Source organism: Agromyces tardus (assembly GCF_003710805.1).
In the GTDB taxonomy this organism is placed as follows: Bacteria; Actinomycetota; Actinomycetes; order Actinomycetales; family Microbacteriaceae; genus Agromyces; species Agromyces tardus.
In genome coordinates this window covers 33,228-54,164 of the sequence record NZ_RHHB01000008.1, presented here as the reverse complement: position 1 = coordinate 54,164, position 20,937 = coordinate 33,228, and the positions used below count along the sequence as shown (strand labels likewise).

The window sequence follows — 20,937 nt, the reverse complement described above, 5'->3', positions numbered from 1 at the left end:
GGCGGCCCGGGAGCGTGCGGCCCGTGCAGTAGACTTTCGTGGGTTCATCCGTATTCCGGCGCGTTCGGCGTGCCGTCGCGGATGGGCTGACGAGTTGAGTCAGCGACTCGGGGCGTAGCTCAGCTTGGCTAGAGCGCCCGCTTTGGGAGCGGGAGGTCGCAGGTTCGAATCCTGTCGCCCCGACGGGTCGTGAGATCCGACACGAACTTTCCACACAACAGGAGATCTTCCCCATGCCGACCACTTCGGTTGAGAAGCTGAGCCCCACGCGCGCCAAGCTCACCATCTCGGTGACGCCCGAGGAGCTGAAGCCCAGCATCGCCCATGCCTACGAGCACATCGCCGAGCAGATCAACGTGCCCGGCTTCCGCAAGGGCAAGGTGCCGCCGCCCATCATCGACCAGCGGGTCGGCAAGGCCGCCGTGCTCGAGCACGCGGTGAACGAGGGCCTCGACGGCTTCTACCGCGCCGCGGTCACCGAGCACGAGCTCCGCCCGCTCGGCCGCCCCAACGCCGACATCGTCGAGTGGCCGAACGAGGCCGACTTCTCGGGCGACCTGCTCCTCGCGATCGAGGTCGACGTGCGTCCCGAGATCGAGCTCCCCGACTACCGCGGCCTCGAGATCACCGTCGACTCGGTCGAGGTGGGCGACGACGAGGTCACCGCTGAGCTCGAGCGGCTGCGCAGCCGCTTCGGCACGCTCATCACGGTCGACCGCCCCGCGAAGTCGGGCGACTTCGTCACGCTCGACCTCGTCGCCGTGATCGACGGCACCGAGGTCGACACCGCGAGCGGCATCTCCTACGAGCTCGGCTCGGGCGAGTTGCTCGAGGGCATCGACGAGGCGCTCGACTCGCTCACCGCGGGCGAGACCACCACCTTCGAGTCGAAGCTGCTCGGCGGCGACCACGAGGGCGAGACCGCCGAGATCACCGTCACCGTCACGGCCGTCAAGGAGCGCGAGCTCCCCGAGGCCGACGACGACTTCGCGCAGATCGCGAGCGAGTTCGACACCCTCGACGAGCTCACGGCCAGCCTCACCGAGCAGGTCGCCCGCAACAAGTCGTTCGGCCAGGGCAGCCAGGCCCGCGACCTCCTCGTCGACAAGCTCCTCGAGCTCGTCGAGGTTCCGGTCGCCGACAGCGTCATCGAGGACGAGGTGCACCGTCACCTCGAGTCCGAGGGCCGCCTCGAAGACGACGAGCACCGCGCCGAGGTGACCGAGTCGAGCACCAAGGCGTTCCAGACCCAGATCGTGCTCGACGCGATCGCCGAGGCGGAGAAGGTGCAGGTCAGCCAGGACGAGCTCACCCAGTACCTCGTGCAGGGTGCCGCTCAGTACGGCATGGACCCCAACGAGTTCGTGCAGATCCTGAGCCAGAACGGTCAGATCCCCGCCATGGTCGGCGAGGTCGCCCGCAACAAGGCCCTCGCGATCGCACTCGGCAAGGCCAAGGTCACGGATGCCGCCGGCAATCCCGTCGACCTCTCGGAGTTCACCGCCGTCGGCGACGAGGCGGAAGCCGAGGCCGAGCAGGCGGAGGCCGCGTCCGACGAGGCCGAGGCGAAGCCGGCCCCGAAGAAGCGCACGACCAAGAAGGCGGCCGACGACGCTGCCGCCGACGAGGCGGACGCCGAGGAGCCGAAGAAGCCGGCCCGCAAGCGCGCCGCCAAGACGGACGACGCAGAGTAGTCACCTCTCGACGATGTCGAGCGAAGGGCCGGATGCCGCAGCGCATCCGGCCCTTCGTCGTCCCGGCGAGCGACGGCTCAGTGCGGGAAGAGCAGCTCGCCGCCCACGAAGAACAGCACGAACACCGCGACGACGGCGGCCAGGATGATGAGCACGAGGGATCGATCGCCGCGCACGACCGCCCAGATCGACAGCACCACGCCGATCACCCCGACGCCGAAGATGAGCGGGCTCGGCAGCGGGAACGCGACGCCGACCTTGAGGACGAACAGCAGGATGAACGCCAGCGTCACGCCGAGTCCCCACCATCCCAGCCGCTTCGCCGGGAACACCTGCACCGCCATGCGCCGCCGCCTCGCCTTCCGGACCCTCGGGCCACCACCACCGCGTGGTGCCCCACACGATAGGGGCGGGCCGGACCGCGGGGTCATGACCTTCGGCCCACCGGGCGGCGGCTCCGCGCGACGCACCCGATATCGTCGAGGGACGACCGGAGGGACACCCGCATGACCGACTGGCAGGAGCGCGTCCACGCCGTGTGGGCGGCGACGGACGAGCTCGGCGACGACGAGGTCGTGCGCCGCATCGACGCGCTCGCCGCCGAGCGGCCGGAGGCGGATCCGCTCGCCCTCTTCGAGCGGGCCGGCGCGCGCGACTCCGCGGGCCTCGAGGAGGAAGCGGAACCCCTCTACCGCGCGGCCCTCGCGAACGGCCTCGGGGGATCCGAACGCGTGCAGGCGCACGTGCAGCTGGCCTCGACGCTGCGCAACCTGGGTCGTCCGCTCGAGTCCATCGCGCTGCTCGACGCGATCGAGCCCGAGGCCGGGGAACTGCGCGACGCCGTCGTCGCGTTCCGCGCGCTCGCGCGGGTCTCGGCCGGCGACGCCCGCCGCGCGGCATCCGAGGCCCTCGGCGCGCTCGCGCCGCACCTGCCCCGCTACCGCGTTTCGCTCGCCGCGTACGCAGCGGAGCTCGCGGCATCCGCCTAGGGCGAACAGCCCGGATCGCGCGCGTTGCACCGGATAGATTCGAGACAAGCGACAACCGAAACGGAGCGACACATGGCCGAACCGACACTGGGACCCAGTGTTTTCGATCGACTGCTGAAGGACCGCATCATCTGGCTGGGATCCGAGGTGCGCGACGACAACGCCAATGAGATCGCGGCGAAGCTGCTGCTCCTCGCCGCCGAGGACCCGAAGAAGGACATCTACCTCTACATCAACTCGCCCGGCGGCTCGATCACGGCCGGCATGGCGATCTACGACACGATGCAGTTCGTGCCCAACGACATCGTCACGGTCGGCATCGGCATGGCCGCATCCATGGGCCAGCTGCTGCTCACCGCGGGCACCAAGGGCAAGCGCTACATCACGCCCAACGCGCGCGTGCTGCTCCACCAGCCGCACGGCGGATTCGGCGGCACGTCGAGCGACATCCAGACGCAGGCCCAGCTGATCCTCGACATGAAGAAGCGCCTCGCCGAGATCACGGCGGCGCAGACCGGCAAGTCGGTCGAGCAGATCAACCGCGACGGCGACCGCGACCGCTGGTTCAACGCGCAGGAGGCGCTCGAGTACGGCTTCGTCGACCACATCCGCGAGTCCGCGCTCGACGTGTCCGGCGGCGGCGGAACCGACCAGGCGTAGGCACCGAGAGAAGAGAGAACGAGCGAATGAACACCCCTGCTTTCGGCGGCACCGCGTTCAGCGGTGTCCAGGCTCCAGGCTCCCGGTACATCCTGCCGAGCTTCGAGGAGCGCACGGCCTACGGCTACAAGCGCCAGGACCCGTACGCGAAGCTCTTCGAGGACCGCATCATCTTCCTCGGCGTGCAGGTCGACGATGCGTCGGCCGACGACATCATGGCCCAGCTCCTCGTGCTCGAGTCGATGGACCCCGACCGCGACATCATGATGTACATCAACTCGCCCGGCGGTTCCTTCACGGCCATGACGGCGATCTACGACACGATGCAGTACATCCGGCCGCAGATCCAGACCGTGGTGCTCGGACAGGCTGCGTCGGCTGCGGCGGTCATCGCCGCGGCGGGCGCGCCCGGCCGTCGCCTCGCGCTTCCGAACGCCCGCGTGCTGATCCACCAGCCCGCGATGGGCGAGGCCGGGCACGGCCAGGCATCCGACATCGAGATCCAGGCGGCCGAGATCCTGCGCATGCGCTCGTGGCTGGAGGAGACGCTCGCGCGCCACTCCAACCGCACGCAGGAGCAGGTCAACACCGACATCGACCGCGACAAGATCCTGTCGGCGAACGAGGCGCTCGAGTACGGCCTCATCGACCAGGTGCTCTCGTCGCGCAAGCAGCTGCCGTCGCTGGCGCGCTGATCGGGCCCCGAAGGGCGGGTGCGGATGCCGCATCCGCCCTTCGTCATTTCGTTTCCGCCAAACCGTGGCGTATGGGCCCCACCCCCATGCGGTCGGGCTAGGCTCGGAGCAGACGCGTGAAAGGGAGGGTGCGATGGCACGCATCGGGGAGAGCGCAGACCTGTTGAAGTGCTCCTTCTGCGGCAAGAGCCAGAAGCAGGTGCAGCAGCTCATCGCCGGACCCGGCGTCTACATCTGCGACGAATGCGTCGAGCTCTGCAACGAGATCATCGAGGAGCGCCTCGCCGAGGCGGGCGAGGCCGAGGCGGGGGAGTTCGAGCTCCCGAAGCCGAAGGAGATCTTCGCGTTCCTCGAGGAGTACGTCATCGGCCAGGAGGCCGCGAAGCGCGCCCTCGCCGTCGCCGTCTACAACCACTACAAGCGCGTGCGCGCCCGGGCCACGATCACCTCCGCCGACCGTGCCGACGACGACGTCGAGATCGCGAAGTCGAACATCCTCCTCATCGGCCCCACGGGCTGCGGCAAGACGTACCTTGCGCAGACCCTCGCGAAGCAGCTCAACGTGCCCTTCGCGGTGGCGGATGCCACGGCGCTGACCGAAGCCGGCTACGTCGGCGAAGACGTCGAGAACATCCTCCTGAAGCTCATCCAGGCTGCCGACTACGACGTGAAGCGCGCCGAGACCGGCATCATCTACATCGACGAGATCGACAAGATCGCCCGCAAAGCCGAGAACCCGTCGATCACGCGGGACGTGTCGGGTGAGGGCGTGCAGCAGGCGCTGCTGAAGATCCTCGAGGGCACCGTCGCATCCGTGCCGCCGCAGGGCGGCCGCAAGCACCCGCACCAGGAGTTCATCCAGATCGACACGACGAACGTGCTGTTCATCGTGGCCGGGGCGTTCGCCGGGCTCGAGGAGATCATCTCGTCGCGGGCCGGCAAGCGGGGCATCGGGTTCGGCGCACCGCTGCACTCCAAGCAGGACGAAGCGGAGCTGTTCAGCGAGGTGCTCCCCGAGGACCTGCACAAGTTCGGCCTCATCCCCGAGTTCATCGGACGGCTTCCCGTCGTGGCGACCGTGACGCCGCTCGACCAGCACGCGCTCATGGAGATCCTCACCGAGCCGCGCAACGCGCTCGTGAAGCAGTATCAGCGCATGTTCGAGCTCGACGGCGTGCAGCTCGACTTCGAGCACGCCGCGCTGGAGTCGATCGCCGACCTCGCCGTGCTGCGGCAGACGGGCGCGCGCGGCCTGCGGGCGATCATGGAGGAAGTGCTCGGGCCCATCATGTTCGAGGTCCCCTCCACCACCGGCGTCGCCCGCGTGGTCGTCACGAAGGAGTCGGTGCTCGAGAACGCGGCGCCGACGATCGTGCCGCACAAGCCGCGCCGCGCCGAGAAGTCGGCCTAGCCTCCTCGCGCAGAACGCGATGCAGGCCTGACGTGCGGGCCTGCTTCAGTCGAAGACGCGCAGCAGCTGCCAGTGCGTGCCGTCATGGGCGACGTCGAAGACGTGGGCCTCTCCGTCGCCCGTGACCGCCTGGAATCGCCAACCGGTGATCTCGAGCGGCGGGCCGCCCGGTGCGCCGGAGTCGGCGAACGGCTCCCACCAGTCGCACGGCGCCACGAGCGGGGTGGGGGTGTCGTTCACGCGGAAGCGGCGCGCCCGCCACACGAGGCGCAGCGGCTCGCCGGCCTCGCCTGTCCAGACCTCGACCGGCTCCTGAGTGCGCAGCATCCGACCTCCACCGACATTCGAAGATATGTTCGATGGTAGCACCCGCGGGCACGCCGGACGAGGGGCGATCCTCCGAGCGGATGCCGCGGAGGCATCCGCTCTCGTGAGGTGGCCAGGGGCGCGACGAACCGCCGCGCGACGCACTGCGCGGCGGCGAGGCGGAACGGCGGTGTCAGGCCAGGTCGTCGTCGGTGCGGGCGCCGAAGACGATCTCATCCCAGCTCGGCATCGACGCGCGGCCCTTCTTGGCACGGCTCACCGGCCCGGTCGCGGACTTGCCGCCCCAGAGTGCGCGTGCGGCGGAGCCGGGCGGCTCCTCGGCGGTCGGCTGCGGTTCGGGCGCGGCGGCGGTGGGAACCGGAGGGGGAGGGCTGGGCTCATGGCGCAGCACCGGATTCAGCGCGGTGGGCTGGGGGAGCCGCTCCTGCTCGCCGGTGGCGGCCTCCCGCTCGCCGCGGCGCCGCCGGAGCGCCTCGAGCAGGTCGGCGGTCTCGCCGGTCGAGGGCGCGGGTTCGTCGGCCCGCTTGATCGCGGCCCGCGCAGCGGCAGGGCTCGAGACCGAGGGAGTGCTGCGGGCGTAGGGCAGCACCTCGATCTGCGGGGCGGTGTCGTTGTCGTCGCCCTCGGGCTCGTCGAAGGTGAACGCCCCGCTGTCGAAGCGGGACTCCTCGGATTCGGGGCCGACGGCGCGCAGCCGGGGGATGAGTCCGCCCTTGACCTCGCCGTGCTGCGACAGCGTCATGGCCTCGGAGTTCTGCGGATGCAACGACTGCTTGCGCGGCTCGAAGCCCCATCTGGCGTCGTGGTCGATGCCGTCGGCCGTGAACTCGAGCTTGACGATCCAGCCGCGCTCCTCGTCCTTCCAGCTCGCCCAGCGCTCCCCGTGGGCGCCGAGTTTCGCGAGGCGCTCGCGCACGACCGTGCCGAACGAGGTGGGCTCATCGCCCGCCTCCATGTCGGCGGGGACGTGCACGGGCACCGCGAGCGCCGAGGTGATCACGTGCTCGCGCTCGGCGAGCACCGGACCCTCGAATCGGCGGATGTAGTCGACGGACGCGCCCGTGAGTTCGGCGACGTCCTCGGCGGACAGCCCGGAGCGGATGTGGGACTGCACCTCGCGTGGCGACAGCCTCGGACCGGTGTGCTGCTCTGGCTGAGCCTGGCGGATGCGCGACTGGAGCACCTCGTCGATCTCGATCCGGAAGCGTGCGCCGTCCTCGGACGCCGCGAGCAACGCGCCGTTCTCGACTCCGATTACCTTCAGTTCCTGCATCGCGAGAAGCCCTTCCGTGCCTTCGTCTCCGCCCAAGGATGCCATGCCGTCTTCGGTGCCGCCGGGAATAGGCCGGGCGTGCCGGAAGTTGTGCATTCCACAGGTTCGACGGCGCCGGCCAATTGGTTTGCTAACGCACTTGTTTTAGTGCAGACTGTGCCCGCCGAATCTTCGGCAATGAGGAAATGGATGGGAATGGCAACGGATTACGACGCACCGCGGAAGACCGAAGACGACTCCGAGTCGATCGAGGCCCTCAAGGAGCGCGTCCCCGACAAGATGTCCGGTGTCGTCGACGTCGAGGACGCCGACAACCCCGGCAGCTTCGACCTGGCCGGCGCTGATCTCTCCGACGTCGAACTCGACGTCGTCGTGCTTCCGCCCCAGGCGGACGAGTTCACCTGTGTGAACTGCTTCCTCGTGAAGCACCGCTCGCAGATCGACCACGAGACCAAGCTCGGTCCGATCTGCCTGGAGTGCGCGGCCTAGTCCGCACGCTCCACACCACGAGGCCGTCGCGATCCGTTGATCGCGGCGGCCAATTCGTTGGGCCGGCGGCTCGACACGAGCCAGTAGGGCGTGGGATCCGCCGGGTCCGTGACCGGAATGCGCGTGACGCCGTGGACCCAGCCCCGGATCACGAGGAACGCGCGCACGTCGAGGCCGGTGCCGCGCTCGATGCGCGCGGCGTCGCCGTCGGCGCCGTAGGCCGCTCCCGTCTGCTCGAGCGGGATCTGCGCCCGGCCGGCACGTAGGCGCCCGTCGACGACCTCGATGACCGGAGCGGTGAGCGACAGCGAGCCCACCACGGCGAGGTAGAGGACCACCCCGGTCACGATGCCGGCGGGGAGTGAGACGGGAGCGAGCACGAGGATGCTGGCGGGAACCAGCAGCAGGCTCGAGATGTAGATCCAGGGCGACGGCCACAGCCGCTCGCGGTAGTCGGGCATGGATCTATCAGACCAGACTTCTGCACTACCCTCGAACAGTGACCGAATCCGTCGACGTCCTGATCACGGCAGACCGCCTCCCCGCCTACGCCCACCCGGGCGATGCGGGCGCGGACCTGCACGCCGCCGAGGCGGTCGAACTGCAGCCGGGCCAGCGCGCCACCGTCGGCACGGGCGTCGCGATCGCGCTGCCCGACGGCTACGTCGCTTTCGTCGTCCCGCGGTCGGGGCTCGCCTTCAAGCACGGCCTCACGATCGTGAACGCACCGGGCACCGTCGACGCGGGCTATCGCGGCGAGATCAAGGTCGCGCTCCTCAACACCGACGCGACCGAGCCGTACCGCATCGAGGCGGGCGATCGCATCGCGCAGCTGGTCGTGATGCCGGTCAGCCGTGCGCGCTTCGTCGAGGTCGAACGACTTCCGGGCAGCCAGCGCGGCGAGGGGGGATTCGGTTCCACCGGATTCGGTGAAGGACACAAGTCAGGAGTGCACGCGTGAGCGACATCGAGAACATCGACGACACCCCCGTCGACCACCCCAAGTCGGCTCCGGCCGACCGTGCGGCGAACGGGCCGCTCGACGAGTCCGAGGCGAACCCGGTGCGTCCCTACGTCGACCTCGGCGGAGTGAAGGTGCTCCCGCGGGAGGGCCTGCACCTGCGCCTCGAGGTCGAGGAGGGCACGAAGCGCGTCGTGGCGATCGGACTCGACTACGCCAACTCCACGCTGCAGGTGCAGCCGTTCGCGGCTCCCCGCTCGAGCGGCCTCTGGCACGAGATCCGCGCCCAGATCGCCGACCAGATCGCGCGCCAGGGCGGCACCACCACGGTGCGCGAGGGAGCGTTCGGACCCGAGCTGCTCGCGCAGATCCCGGTCGCGACCGCCGACGGCACCCCGGGCCAGATGCGCCTCGCCCGCTTCATCGGCGTCGACGGCCCGCGCTGGTTCCTGCGCGGCGTCATCGCGGGCGAGGCCGCCGTCGATCCCAAGGCGGCCGAGCAGGTCGAGGACCTGTTCCGTTCCATCGTCGTGGTGCGCGGTGCCACCCCGATGCCGCCGCGCGACCTGATTCCGCTCCGGATGCCGGCGACCTCCGCCGGCGGACCCGTCGCCTAGGCGTGCGGATGTCCGACGCGGAGCCGCGTGACGCGGAGCGCGATCCCGTCGTGCCCGGTGACCCGGACGCGGTCGACCTGCCCGCATCCGGCGAGGCCGCCGGCAGCGAGCCGCATTCGGAGGCGCCCGACCAGGCCGCGGACCTCGGGCGACAGCTCGCGGCCGCCGCCGAGCGAGCGGGGCTGGGCAGCCTCGCGCGAGACGAGGCGCTGAGCGGTCGCGACCTCCTCGCGGCACTGGGCGGAATCCGCGGGCTCGCCGAGGCGATCGTGCCCGGCGTCGTGTTCCTGCTCGTCTACACGTTCACGCGTGAGCTCGTCTGGGCGCTCGTCGCCTCGCTCGGGCTCGCCGTCGTGTTCACGGTCGTACGGCTCGCGGCGCGGAGCCAGCCGACACAGGCCATCGCGGGACTGATCGGCGTCGCGGCATCCGCTGCCCTCGCGCTCTGGACGGGGCGCGCGGAGGACAACTACGTGCTCGGCTTCTACACCAATGCCGCCTACGGCACGGCGATGCTCGTGTCGCTGCTCGTCGGCTGGCCCCTGATCGGGCTCGTCGTCGGGTTCCTCATGGGCGACGGCACCGCATGGAAGCGCGACCGCCGCAAGTACCGTGCGATGCAGCTGCTCACCCTCATCTGGCTCGGGCTGTTCGTCGCGCGTCTCGCGGTGCAGTTGCCCTTCTACTTCGCCGGGAACGTCGAGGCGCTGGGCGCCACGCGGCTCCTCATGGGGGTGCCGCTCTACGCGCTCGCCCTCGTGTTCTCGTGGCTGCTGGTGCGCGCCGTGTACCCCGCAGCCGAGCGCCGCCGCGAGTGATAGAGTTATCTCGACGTCGAGATAAATCCGCACCCGGTGCGGAGGCTGTCCGTCGCAGGTGGCTTCGGTTACCCTTGCAGCGACGGCCCCGTGTCTGACGAATGGGTTCAAGTGCCGCCCCGGTTGTCGGCGGCATCCGCGAAGGAGAGGACATCGTGTCTGCAGTGAACAGTTTCGGGGCGAAGGACACGCTCCACGTCGGTGATCGGGCCTATGAGATCTTCCGCATCGACACGGTGCCCGGCTACGAGAAGCTCCCCTTCAGCCTGAAGGTGCTCCTCGAGAACCTGCTCCGCACGGAGGACGGCGCGAACGTCACCAAGGAGCAGATCGAGGCGCTCGGCTCGTGGGTCCCCACGGCGGAGCCCGACACCGAGATCCAGTTCACGCCCGCGCGCGTGGTCATGCAGGACTTCACGGGCGTGCCCTGCATCGTCGACCTCGCCACGATGCGCGAGGCGGTCGTGGCGCTCGGCGGAGACCCGAACCGGATCAACCCGCTCTCGCCGGCCGAGATGGTCATCGACCACTCGGTGATCGCCGACCTGTTCGGCACCGAGAACGCCCTCGAGCGCAACGTCGAGATCGAGTACGAGCGCAACGGCGAGCGCTACCAGTTCCTTCGCTGGGGCCAGACCGCCTTCGACGACTTCAAGGTCGTGCCGCCGGGGACCGGCATCGTGCACCAGGTCAACATCGAGCACCTCGCGAAGGTCATCTACGACCGCGAGGTCAACGGCGTCACCCGCGCATACCCCGACACCTGCGTCGGCACCGACTCGCACACCACGATGGTCAACGGCCTCGGCGTGCTCGGCTGGGGCGTGGGCGGCATCGAGGCCGAGGCGGCCATGCTCGGCCAGCCCGTGTCGATGCTCATCCCGAAGGTCGTCGGCTTCAAGCTGTCGGGCTCGATCCCGGCGGGCGTCACCGCGACCGACGTCGTGCTCACGATCACCGACATGCTGCGCAAGCACGGCGTCGTGGGCAAGTTCGTCGAGTTCTACGGATCGGGCGTGGCATCCGTGCCGCTGGCCAACCGCGCGACCATCGGCAACATGAGCCCCGAGTTCGGCTCGACCGCCGCGATGTTCCCCATCGACGACGTCACCATCGACTACCTGCGGCTCACCGGCCGCAGCGAGGAGCAGCTCGCGCTCGTCGAGGCGTACGCGAAGCTGCAGAAGCTCTGGCACGACGCCGACCACGAGCCCGTGTACTCGGAGTACCTCGAGCTCGACCTCTCGACGGTCGTTCCGTCGATCGCCGGCCCGAAGCGCCCCCAGGACCGCATCGTGCTCTCGGACGCGAAGGCACAGTTCGAGGCCGACCTCGTGAACTACGCCGAGGTCGACCACGACCTCGTCGACCTCGAGGGAGCCGAGTCCTTCCCGGCCTCCGACCCGCCCGGCAACTCGCCCGAAGACGAGCACAGCCACCACCTGCACCACCACCACAGCCACGCCCCGAAGACGGCGTCGAAGCCGACCACGGTCGACCTCGCCGACGGCACCTCGTACACGCTCGACCACGGCGCGGTCACGATCGCGGCGATCACGTCCTGCACGAACACGTCGAATCCGTCGGTCATGCTCGCCGCGGGCCTCCTCGCCCGCAACGCGGTGAAGAAGGGCCTCAAGGCGAAGCCGTGGGTCAAGACCACGCTCGCGCCGGGATCGAAGGTCGTCACCGACTACTACGAGAAGGCCGGCCTCACCGACGACCTCGAGGCCCTCGGCTTCTACACGGTCGGCTACGGCTGCACCACCTGCATCGGCAACTCGGGTCCGCTCATCGAGGAGGTGTCGGCGGCCGTGCAGCAGAACGACCTCGCCGTCACCGCGGTGCTCTCGGGCAACCGCAACTTCGAGGGTCGCATCAATCCCGACGTGAAGATGAACTACCTCGCGAGCCCGCCGCTCGTGATCGCCTACTCGCTCGCGGGCTCGATGAACTTCGACTTCGAGACCGACCCGCTCGGCCAGGACCTCGACGGCAACGACGTCTACCTCAGGGACATCTGGCCCGACACCGCCGAGGTGCAATCCACGATCGACACGTCGATCAACAAGGACATGTTCACGAAGCAGTACGCCAGCGTGTTCGAGGGCGACGAGCGGTGGCGCACCCTGCCCACGCCGACGGGCGCGACCTTCGAGTGGGACGCCGAGTCGACCTACGTGCGCAAGCCCCCGTACTTCGACGGCATGACGATGCAGACCACCCCGGTCACCGACATCGCGGGCGCCCGGGTGCTCGCCAAGCTCGGCGACTCCGTGACGACCGACCACATCAGCCCGGCCGGCAACATCAAGGCCGACAGCCCCGCGGGCCAGTACCTGACGGAGCACGGCGTCGACCGCAAGGACTTCAACTCGTACGGGTCGCGTCGCGGCAACCACGAGGTCATGATCCGCGGCACGTTCGCGAACATCCGCCTGAAGAACCAGCTCCTCGACGGCGTCGAGGGCGGCTACACGCGCGACTTCACCCAGGCCGACGGCCCGCAGTCGTTCATCTACGACGCGAGCCAGCACTACCAGGCCGAGGGCACCCCGCTCGTCATCTTCGGCGGCAAGGAGTACGGCTCGGGCTCGTCGCGCGACTGGGCGGCCAAGGGCACGAGCCTCCTCGGCGTCAAGGCCGTCATCACCGAGAGCTTCGAGCGCATCCACCGCTCCAACCTCATCGGCATGGGCGTCGTGCCGCTGCAGTTCCCGGCGGGCGAGTCGGCCGACTCGCTCGGCCTCGACGGCACCGAGGTCGTGTCGATCACGGGCCTCGAGCAGCTCAACGAGGGCGTCACCCCCAAGACGGTGCACGTCGTCGCCGAGCCGAGCGCGCACTCGCCCGAGGGCAAGCAGACCGTCGAGTTCGACGCGGTCGTGCGCATCGACACGCCCGGTGAAGCCGACTACTACCGCAACGGCGGCATCCTGCAGTACGTGCTGCGCTCGCTCGTCTGAGCGATCCGGCACGACGGCGGGGCCGGGCTCGGTGAGCCCGGCCCCGCCGTTCGCGTTACGGCGCATCGCTGGGGGAGCGTCCAGGGGGCGTCGCGTAGAATCGGTGGGTGCCTCGCCCCACCCGGGGGCAGGGTGGAAGGCGGCTCCGGATGACACTGCTCGAGACCATCTCCGGACCACGCGACCTCGACGCGTTGAGCCCTGAGCAGCTCGAGCAGCTCGCCCGGGAGGTGCGCGAGTACCTCGTGGCATCCGTGTCGAAGACGGGCGGACACCTCGGCCCGAACCTGGGCGTCGTCGAGCTCACGATCGCGATCCACCGGGTCTTCGATTCGCCCCGTGATGCGATCGTCTTCGACACCGGTCACCAGTCGTACGTGCACAAGCTGCTCACGGGTCGTCGCGACCTGTCGTCGCTGCGCACGACCGGGGGTCTCGCCGGCTATCCGCAGCGCTCCGAGTCCGTGCACGACGTCGTCGAGAGCTCGCACGCGTCGAGCTCGCTCTCGTGGGCCGACGGCATCTCGAAGGCGTTCGAGATGACGGGGCAGGGCGATCGCCACGTCGTCGCGGTCGTGGGCGACGGCGCCCTCACCGGCGGCATGACGTGGGAGGCACTGAACAACATCTCCGACGACAACACGCGCAACCTCGTGGTCATCGTCAACGACAACGGACGCTCGTACGCCCCCACGATCGGCGGCATGGCGCGCTTCCTGAGCTCGGTGCGCACCCGGCCGAGCTACCGCTCGCTCCACGAGAGCAGCAGCCGGGCGTTCGACAAGCTCGGTTCGCCGGGCCGCGCGTTCTACCGCGGCGTGCGCGGCGGCCTGCACGGCTTCCTCAGCCGGTTCAGCGGCAACGAGGCGCTCTACTCGAACCTCGACATCAAGTACATCGGCCCGGTCGACGGGCACGACGAGCACGCCGTCGAAGCGGCGCTCCGTCAGGCGAAGTCGTACGGCGCGCCGGTCATCGTGCACGCGATCACCGAGAAGGGCCGTGGCTACGAGCCCGCCCGCCGCGACGCGGCCGACCAGTTCCACGCCGTCGGGCAGATCGACCCCGAGACCGGCGAATCGCTCGAGACTTCGTCGGCGCCGTCGTGGACGGGCGTGTTCGCCGACGAACTCGTCTCGCTGGCCGAGCAGAACCCGCGCCTCGTGGGCATCACCGCAGCCATGCTCCGGCCCACCGGCCTGCACCGCATGGCCGAGCGCTTCCCGAGCCGCGTGTTCGACGTCGGCATCGCCGAGCAGCACGCCGCCACCTCGGCGGCCGGCCTCGCGTTCGGCGGACTCCATCCCGTGGTCGCCGTCTACGCCACGTTCATCAACCGTGCGTTCGACCAGGTGCTCATGGATGTCGCGCTGCACAAGGCGGGCGTCACCTTCGTGCTCGATCGCGCCGGCGTGACCGGGCCCGACGGGCCGAGCCACCACGGCGTGTGGGACCTGTCGATCCTCCAGGTGGTGCCGGGCATCCGCATCGCCGCGCCGCGCGACTCGGTGCGGCTCGTGGAGGAACTCGGCGAGGCGGTCGCCGTCGACGACGCGCCCACCGTGCTGCGGTTCCCGAAGGGCACCGTCGGCACCGAGTACGACGCCGTGCGCCGCCTCGACGACGGCGTCGACGTGCTCGCCGAATCCGAGCGCAAGGACGTGCTGCTCGTCACGGTCGGCCCGATGGCGGGCATCGGCCTCGAGGTCGCGCAGCGCCTCGAGGCGCAGGGAATCGGCGCGACCGTCGTCGACCCGCGCTGGGTCGTCCCGGTGCCGCGCAGCGTCGTCGACCTCTCGGCCGAGTACCGCATCGTCGTGAGCATCGAAGACGGCATCCGCGTGGGCGGCATCGGCACCCGCATCCGGCAGGATCTCCGCGAGGCGGGCGTCGACACCGCGGTGACCGAGATCGGCCTGCCCGACGAGTTCCTCGATCACGGGTCGCGCGGCGACATCCTCGAACGCGTCGGGCTCACACCGCAGCACATCGCGCGCGACGTCACTGCGATGGTGCTGGGCAGCAAGCTGCCGCACGCCCGCAACGCGGGCGCCGACCTGCCGGCCGGCTCGAGCCCGCAGCAGCGGGTCTGACCTCGATTCGCGACCACCCGGCCGCGTCGCCGTCTTCCCGCGCTGCCACCTCACGGCGGCTGCGCCGACGGCTCGCGCGAGCGGATGTCGCGTGCCGCCCTCACCCGATGCGGTAGACGTGCTCGACGGCATCGCCGAGCCTCGTGACGCCGGTGAGCTCGAGCGGCGGCGTGACCGCCCGCACCGGCAGCAGCGGCCGCCCGCGCCCGAGCGCCACGGGCATGTAGGTGACGAGCAGCTCGTCGAGCCGGCCCGCCGCGAGGAACTGCGCCGCGACCGGCCCGCCGCCGACGACCCAGACGTTGCGCCCCGCGGCGGCGGCGACGGCGGCATCGGCGATGGGCGCGATGTCGCCCGAGGCGAAGCGGATGTCGGCGCCGTCGGGCGACTCGAGCTCGCGGTGCGTGAGCACCCACGTGGGCACCGACCCGTAGGGCCAGCCGCCGCCCTCGCGCAGCACCCACTCGTAGGTGGTGGCGCCGAGCACGAGCGCGCCGACCTCGGCGAAGAAGCGTTCGTAGTGCCCTTCGAAGTCGTCCATGCCGAACTGGAGCAGCCATTCGAGCCCGTCGTGCTCGTCGGCGATGAAGCCGTCGAGCGTGGAGGCGACGTAGTACTGGATCTTGGTCATCACGCAAACGTACGAGCGGCCCCCGACATCCGTCGAGGGCCGCTCGCGTGGGCGTCGCGGTGGATCAGGCGTCGATGCCCGTCACGGGCGGGTGGTGGAACGTGTCGCCGAACACGCGCTCGCTCGCGCCGACCCGGTCGAGGTAGGGCGTGAGGCCGCCCATCTGGAAAGGGAATCCGGCGCCGAGGATCATGCAGAGGTCGATGTCCTCGGCAGCGGCGACGACCTGGTCGTCGAGCATGAGCTTCGTCTCGCGGGCGAGGCCGTCCTGCAGGCGGACGAGGATGTCCTCGGCCGTCGACGGGTTCGTGCCGCCCGACACGATCTTCAGGGCGTCCTTGTCGAAGCCCTTGACCCTGCCCTTGTCGTCCTTCTCGAGCAGGGTGCCGTACTCGGCCAGCTTGTGCAGGTTCTCCGAGCGGTAGAAGCGGTCGGGGAAGGCCGCGTGGTGCGTGTCGAGCACATGCGCGCCGACCGTGAGGCCCACGAGGTCGAGGAGCGCCGAGGGCGCCATCGGGAGGCCGAGCGGCGCGATGGCCTCGTCGACGGTCTGGAACGACGTGCCCTCATCGACCGCGCGCATCGCCTCGCCGAGGAGCACGGCGAGGAGGCGGTTCACGACGAAGCCGGGCGTGTCCGCCGTGATCACCGCGTTCTTCTTCAGCTTCGCGGCGGTGACCATCGCGGTCGAGAGCGTCGCGTCATCCGTCGCCGGGGTCTTGACGACCTCGATGAGCGGCATCACCGCGACCGGCGTGAAGAAGTGGAAGCCGACGACGCGCTCGGGGTGCTGCAGCTTCGCGCCGATCTGCTCCACCGAGAGCGAGGAGGTGTTCGTGGCGAGCACGGCCTCGGGCGAGATGTACCGCTCGACCTCGGCGAACACGTCCTGCTTGATCGCGAGCTCCTCGAAGACGGCCTCGATGACCCAGTCGCAGTCCGCGAAGTCGGCCTTGTCGGTCGTGCCCGTGACGAGGGCCTTCAGGCGGTTCGCCTCGTCGGGCGAGATGCGGCCCTTCTCGAGGAGCTTGTCGACCTCGCCCGTGATGGAGGCGACGCCCTTGTCGACGCGCGCCTGGTCGATGTCGGTGATGACGACCGGCACCTGCAGGCGGCGCAGGAACAGCAGGGCGAACTGGCTCGCCATGTAGCCGGCGCCGAGCACGCCGACCTTCGTGACGGGCTTCGCGAGCGCCTTATCGGGCGCGCCCGCGGGCCGCTTCGCGCGCTTCTGCACGAGGTTGAAGGCGTAGACGGATGCGTGGAACTGATCGCCTGCGATGAGGTCCGCGAGCGCGGCATCCTCACGCTCGAAGCCCTCGGCCCTCGTGCCGCTCTTCGCGGCCTTGAGCAGGTCGAGCGCGACGTAGGGAGACCGGGGCACGGTGCCGATGCGGCTCTGCAGCATCTTGCGGGCGATGCCGATCGCCGCGTCCCACTTGACGAGACGCTCGACCTTGCCGGGTTCGTTCGGCCGCTTCACCTTGATGCGGCCGGAGACGACGCCGTCGGCCCAGCGGATGGAGTCCTCGAGGTAGTTCACCGAGGGGAACATCACGTCGGCGATGCCGAGGTCGAGCACCTCCTGCGCCTTGAGCATGCGGTTCTGCTTGAGCGGGTTCTCGACGACGACCTTGAGCGCGTTCTCGATGCCGATGAGGTTCGGCAGCAGGGTCGCGCCGCCCCAGCCGGGGATGAGGCCGAGGAACACCTCGGGCAACGCGAACGCCGGCACCGACGCGTCGACCGTGCGGTAGTCGGCGTGGAGTGCGATCTCGACGCCGCCGCCCAGGGCGAGTCCGTTGACGAAGGCGAACGACGGCACGCCGAGCTCCGACAGCTTGCCGAGCACGTGGTGTCCGAGCTGTCCCATTCGCAGCGCGACCTCGCGGCTCGGGATCTCGGAGACCTTCGAGAGGTCGGCGCCGGCCGCGAGGATGAACGGCTTGCCCGTGACGGCGACCGCGTGGATCTCGCCGCGCGCGGCGCGCTCTGCGAGGGTGTCGAGCGTCTTCCCGTACTCGATCAGCGTGGCGGGGCCGAGCGTGTTCGGCCGGGTGTGGTCGCGCCCGTTGTCGAGCGTGAGGAGGGCGAGCGTGCGGCCCTCCGACAGCGGCACGTCGCGCACGTACGAATGCGTGACGACCTCGTCGTCGGACATGGCCGTGAGCGCGGAGAAGTCGATCTTCGTGTAGTCGGTCATCGTGGTCGTCCTCAGGCCTTCTTCGCTGCCTTGCGCGAGTAGTTCGGGTTCTCCCAGATCATGGTGCCGCCCTGTCCGAGGCCCACGCACATGGTCGTGATGCCGTACCGCACGTCGGGGCGCTCGGCGAACTGGCTCGCGAGCTGGTTCATGAGTCGAACGCCGGATGACGCGAGCGGGTGCCCGACGGCGATGGCGCCGCCCCACGGGTTCACTCGGGGGTCGTCGTCGTCGATGCCGTAGTGGTCGAGGAGCGAGAGCACCTGCACGGCGAACGCCTCGTTGACCTCGAGGAGGCCGATGTCGTCCATCTTCAGGCCGGCGCGGCGCAGCGCCTTCTCGGTGGCCGGAACGGGGCCGATGCCCATGATCTCGGGGTCGACGCCCGCGAAGGCGTAGCTCACGAGCTTCATCTTGGGCTGCAGCCCGAACTCCTTCGCCGCCGAACCGCTCGCGAGGAGGGCCGCCGTGGCGCCGTCGTTGAGGCCCGACGCGTTGCCGGCGGTGACGCGGCCGTGCGGACGGAACGGGGTCTTCAGGCCCGCGAGCCCCTCGAGGGTGGTCTCGGGCCGCATGACCTCGTCCTTCGTGGCGAGGCCCCAGCCCTCGGCGGTGCGGATCGCGACGGGCACGAGGTCCTGCTGGATCTTGCCCGCGGCGTAGGCGGCGGCCGTCTTCTGCTGGCTGCCGAGCGCATAGCGGTCGGCGCGTTCCTTGGTGAGGTGCGGGAAGCGGTCGTGGATGCGCTCGGCGGTCGCGCCCATGACCAGGGCGTCCTCGGAGACCATGCGCTCGGAGACGAACCGCGGGTTCGGGTCGACGCCCGATCCCATCGGGTGGTGGCCCATGTGCTCGACGCCGCCACCGATGGCGAGGTCGTACTGGCCGAAGCCGATCGATCCCGAGAGCATCGCGACCGAGGTCATGGCGCCGGCGCACATGCGGTCGATCGAGAACCCCGGCACCGACTTCGGCAGGCCTGCGAGGATCGCCGCCGTGCGGCCGAGCGTGAGGCCCTGGTCGCCGGTCTGGGTCGTGGCCGCGATGGCCACGTCGTCGATGCGGTCCTTCGGAACGCTCGGGTTCCGTTCGAGCAACCCGACGATCGCCTTCACGACGAGGTCGTCGGCCCTGGTGTTCCAGTACATGCCCTTTTCGCCGGCCCTGCCGAAGGGGGTTCGGACCCCGTCGACGAACACGACATCAGCTCGTTCAGCCACGCTGCAGCTCCCTTTCGATGAGGATCCACCGATCCTATGGACGGCCTCGGGAGGCGCGGAATCGCTTGACGGAACCTACGAAGCGTCGCGCTCGGCGTCTTCCAGCGATTGTGCCGCTGCTACAAACGCCGCCGCGATTCTCTGTGAGGTTGCCTCAACCTGCCAAGGTCGTGCCCCGAGGGCGGCGAGGGCCTCGCCCACCGACTCCGCGGTGGGTTCGGCGGGCGGATGCCACGCGAGGCGCCGGAGGTGGTCGGGCGTGAGCACGTTCTCGACGGGCATCACGAGCTCGTCGGCGACCTCGGTCAACGCCGCCCTCGCCAGGCGGAGCCGGGCGTCGGCCTCCGGGTTGCGCGCGGCCCACGACCGCGGGGGCGGAGGAGCGTCGGTGGGCACCCGCACCGCGGGCGGTTCGCTCGCGAGCCCCTCCTCGATGGCCGCCCACCAGCGATCGAGCTCCGTCCGGCTCGCGCGGCCGTTGAACTCGCGCAGTTCGGCGAGGGCGCGCTTGGACTGCGGGAGCGCCTTCGCGGCAGCGAGGAGCGCGGCATCCGGAACCAGGCGGCCGGGGGCGACGTCGAGCTCGACGGCGAGCGCATCGCGACTGAGCCAGAGGGAGCGGGCCACCGCGAGGTTGCGGGGGGTGCGGATCGCGTGGATCCCGGAGAGGCGTCGCCACGGCTCGGCGGCGGCCGGCTTCGCCTCCCGTCGCAGCACCGCCTCGAACTCCTGCGCGGCGAGCTCGGACTTGCCGGCCTCGGCGAGCCGCGTCACCAGGTGGTCGCGCACGTCGACGAGGAGTTCGACGTCGAGCGCGGCGTACTTCAGCCACGACTGCGGCAGGGGCCGCGTCGACCAGTCCGCGGCCGAGTGCTCCTTCGCGAGCCGGATGCCGAGGAGTTCCTCGACGACCGACGCGAGGCCGACGCGCGGCATCCCGAGCAGGCGCGCCGCGAGCTCGGTGTCGAAGATCGTGGTGGGGTCGAGTCCGACCTCGCGGAGGCAGGCCAGGTCTTGGCTCGCCGCGTGCAGCACCCATTCGACGTCGCCGATGGCCGCCTGCAGCGCCGTGAAGTCGCCGAGCTGCGGCGGATCGAAGAGGAACACGCCCGCGTCCCGCCGGAACACCTGGATGAGGTACGCGCGCTGCGAGTAGCGGAATCCGCTCGCCCGCTCGGCGTCGACTGCGACGGGACCGGTGCCGGCGGCGAGGAGTGCGACGGCGGCGCCGTACTCCTCACGCGTCTCGATCGCGCGGTAGTCCTCAGCCACGATTCGACCTCCGTCGGGGAAGGGCCGTCACCCCCTCGGATCGAGGCGGCAGCCCGGCGAGCATGCACAACAACTCGCCCCAGCCTTCCACATGCGGCGCGATGACCCCATCGAGCGGCGTCCACGAGGCGCGCAGCTCGAGCTGGGCGCCGTCGCCCTGCCGGGCGAGTTCGCCGAACCCCGTCGAGAGCACCTTCGTCGCCGTGCCGGATGCCGCGACGTAGCGGGCGCCGCGGGCATCGAGCGCGTCCACGAGCCACGACCACGCGACATCCGCGAGGAACGGGTCGAGCCCGATGTCGGTCTCGAGCGGCGCCTGCGCGAAGCACACCACGCGGAACCGGCCGCCCCACGCTTCGGGCTCGTCGGGATCGTAGAGCAGCACGAACCGGCCGGTGCCGAGCTCGGAGTCGTCGCCGTGCGCGGTCGGCGCGACATCCGCCGCCAACGCCACCGCGAACGGGGCGAGCGCCACGGGCGCCGGGATCTCGGTCACGCGCAGTTCGGCGCGCGTCGACGCGGACCGCAGCGAGTCGAGTGCGGCAGCGAACTCGGGGGGAGGCGTGATCGCTGAGTCGGACACGTGTGCAGACTAGAGTCTCGGGCAGGGCGGACGTC

General features: G+C 70.1%; 20 protein-coding genes and 1 tRNA gene. 12 read left to right on the top strand and 9 right to left on the bottom strand.

Features of this window, described 5'->3' with window-relative positions; translation table 11 throughout:
- Positions 1 to 108: 108 nt before the first annotated feature.
- Together EDM22_RS07060 and tig are read left to right on the top strand one after the other, a co-directional pair.
- Positions 109 to 183 (top strand) — tRNA-Pro (locus EDM22_RS07060).
- Between the two features lie 50 nt (positions 184 to 233).
- Positions 234 to 1,694, top strand: coding sequence for a trigger factor (tig, locus tag EDM22_RS07055; protein ID WP_122936359.1), 1,461 nt, complete (start codon positions 234 to 236; stop codon positions 1,692 to 1,694).
- 77 nt (positions 1,695 to 1,771) lie between these two features.
- On the opposite strand, the gene EDM22_RS07050 is transcribed toward tig, so the two are convergent.
- A complete protein-coding gene (locus tag EDM22_RS07050) occupies positions 1,772 to 2,038 on the bottom strand; it encodes a hypothetical protein (RefSeq protein ID WP_122936358.1) in 267 nt (88 codons plus the stop codon).
- A 162-nt stretch (positions 2,039 to 2,200) separates the two neighbouring features.
- On the opposite strand from EDM22_RS07050, the gene EDM22_RS07045 reads away from it, so the two are divergent.
- The 4 genes from EDM22_RS07045 (at position 2,201) to clpX (ending at position 5,449) form a co-directional block, all read left to right on the top strand.
- Entirely contained in the window at positions 2,201 to 2,683 is a 483-nt protein-coding gene (locus EDM22_RS07045) for a tetratricopeptide repeat protein (RefSeq protein ID WP_122936357.1), read from the top strand.
- A 33-nt stretch (positions 2,684 to 2,716) separates the two neighbouring features.
- Positions 2,717 to 3,343, top strand: coding sequence for an ATP-dependent Clp protease proteolytic subunit (locus EDM22_RS07040; protein WP_281274071.1), 627 nt, complete (start codon positions 2,717 to 2,719; stop codon positions 3,341 to 3,343).
- 26 nt (positions 3,344 to 3,369) lie between these two features.
- Entirely contained in the window at positions 3,370 to 4,038 is a 669-nt protein-coding gene (locus EDM22_RS07035) for an ATP-dependent Clp protease proteolytic subunit (protein ID WP_122936355.1), read from the top strand.
- A 133-nt stretch (positions 4,039 to 4,171) separates the two neighbouring features.
- Positions 4,172 to 5,449 (top strand): ATP-dependent Clp protease ATP-binding subunit ClpX, encoded by a 1,278-nt coding sequence (gene clpX / locus EDM22_RS07030; protein WP_122936354.1) that lies wholly within the window; start codon positions 4,172 to 4,174, stop codon positions 5,447 to 5,449.
- A gap of 45 nt (positions 5,450 to 5,494) precedes the next feature.
- Here clpX and EDM22_RS07025 read toward each other — a convergent pair whose 3' ends face one another.
- Both EDM22_RS07025 and sepH read right to left on the bottom strand, forming a co-directional pair.
- Positions 5,495 to 5,776 (bottom strand): hypothetical protein, encoded by a 282-nt coding sequence (locus EDM22_RS07025; protein WP_122936353.1) that lies wholly within the window; start codon positions 5,774 to 5,776, stop codon positions 5,495 to 5,497.
- Between the two features lie 172 nt (positions 5,777 to 5,948).
- A complete protein-coding gene (gene sepH, locus EDM22_RS07020) occupies positions 5,949 to 7,049 on the bottom strand; it encodes a septation protein SepH (RefSeq protein WP_122936352.1) in 1,101 nt (366 codons plus the stop codon).
- Between the two features lie 195 nt (positions 7,050 to 7,244).
- On the opposite strand from sepH, the gene EDM22_RS07015 reads away from it, so the two are divergent.
- Positions 7,245 to 7,538, top strand: a complete 294-nt coding sequence (locus EDM22_RS07015; protein WP_092669728.1) for a DUF4193 domain-containing protein — start codon at positions 7,245 to 7,247, stop codon at positions 7,536 to 7,538.
- Here EDM22_RS07015 and EDM22_RS07010 read toward each other — a convergent pair.
- Positions 7,535 to 7,999, bottom strand: coding sequence for a DUF3093 domain-containing protein (locus EDM22_RS07010; RefSeq protein ID WP_122936351.1), 465 nt, complete (start codon positions 7,997 to 7,999; stop codon positions 7,535 to 7,537). The two genes, EDM22_RS07015 and EDM22_RS07010, sit on opposite strands and share 4 nt — an antisense overlap.
- A gap of 38 nt (positions 8,000 to 8,037) precedes the next feature.
- On the opposite strand from EDM22_RS07010, the gene dut reads away from it, so the two are divergent.
- The 5 genes from dut (at position 8,038) to dxs (ending at position 14,993) form a co-directional block, all read left to right on the top strand.
- Positions 8,038 to 8,499: a dUTP diphosphatase gene (gene dut, locus EDM22_RS07005; RefSeq protein ID WP_122936350.1), complete on the top strand. Its 462-nt coding sequence runs from the start codon at positions 8,038 to 8,040 to the stop codon at positions 8,497 to 8,499.
- Positions 8,496 to 9,116, top strand: a complete 621-nt coding sequence (locus EDM22_RS07000) for a DUF3710 domain-containing protein (protein WP_122936349.1) — start codon at positions 8,496 to 8,498, stop codon at positions 9,114 to 9,116. The genes dut and EDM22_RS07000 overlap by 4 nt, the downstream gene beginning before the upstream one ends.
- A gap of 8 nt (positions 9,117 to 9,124) precedes the next feature.
- Entirely contained in the window at positions 9,125 to 9,934 is an 810-nt protein-coding gene (locus tag EDM22_RS06995; protein WP_122936348.1) for a DUF3159 domain-containing protein, read from the top strand.
- A 155-nt stretch (positions 9,935 to 10,089) separates the two neighbouring features.
- Positions 10,090 to 12,900 carry an aconitate hydratase AcnA gene (acnA, locus tag EDM22_RS06990; RefSeq protein WP_122936347.1) on the top strand — a complete coding sequence of 937 codons (2,811 nt, stop codon included), beginning with the start codon at positions 10,090 to 10,092 and terminating at the stop codon, positions 12,898 to 12,900.
- A 149-nt stretch (positions 12,901 to 13,049) separates the two neighbouring features.
- Positions 13,050 to 14,993 carry a 1-deoxy-D-xylulose-5-phosphate synthase gene (gene dxs / locus EDM22_RS06985; RefSeq protein WP_122936346.1) on the top strand — a complete coding sequence of 648 codons (1,944 nt, stop codon included), beginning with the start codon at positions 13,050 to 13,052 and terminating at the stop codon, positions 14,991 to 14,993.
- A 100-nt stretch (positions 14,994 to 15,093) separates the two neighbouring features.
- Here the strand turns inward: dxs and EDM22_RS06980 are convergent, their stop codons facing one another.
- The 5 genes from EDM22_RS06980 to EDM22_RS06960 form a co-directional block, all read right to left on the bottom strand.
- Positions 15,094 to 15,624, bottom strand: coding sequence for a dihydrofolate reductase family protein (locus EDM22_RS06980; RefSeq protein ID WP_122936345.1), 531 nt, complete (start codon positions 15,622 to 15,624; stop codon positions 15,094 to 15,096).
- Between the two features lie 64 nt (positions 15,625 to 15,688).
- Entirely contained in the window at positions 15,689 to 17,827 is a 2,139-nt protein-coding gene (locus tag EDM22_RS06975) for a 3-hydroxyacyl-CoA dehydrogenase NAD-binding domain-containing protein (RefSeq protein WP_122936344.1), read from the bottom strand.
- Positions 17,828 to 17,838: 11 nt separating this feature from the next.
- On the bottom strand, positions 17,839 to 19,047 hold the full coding sequence (locus tag EDM22_RS06970) for a thiolase family protein (protein ID WP_122936343.1): 1,209 nt from the start codon (positions 19,045 to 19,047) through the stop codon (positions 17,839 to 17,841).
- Positions 19,048 to 19,122: 75 nt separating this feature from the next.
- The gene (locus EDM22_RS06965; protein WP_122936342.1) at positions 19,123 to 20,319 is read right to left on the bottom strand and encodes an HRDC domain-containing protein; all 1,197 of its coding nucleotides are present in this window, start codon (positions 20,317 to 20,319) and stop codon (positions 19,123 to 19,125) included.
- Positions 20,312 to 20,902 (bottom strand): DUF3000 domain-containing protein, encoded by a 591-nt coding sequence (locus EDM22_RS06960; RefSeq protein WP_122936341.1) that lies wholly within the window; start codon positions 20,900 to 20,902, stop codon positions 20,312 to 20,314. Before EDM22_RS06960 ends, EDM22_RS06965 begins: the two co-directional genes overlap by 8 nt.
- Positions 20,903 to 20,937: the final 35 nt, after the last annotated feature.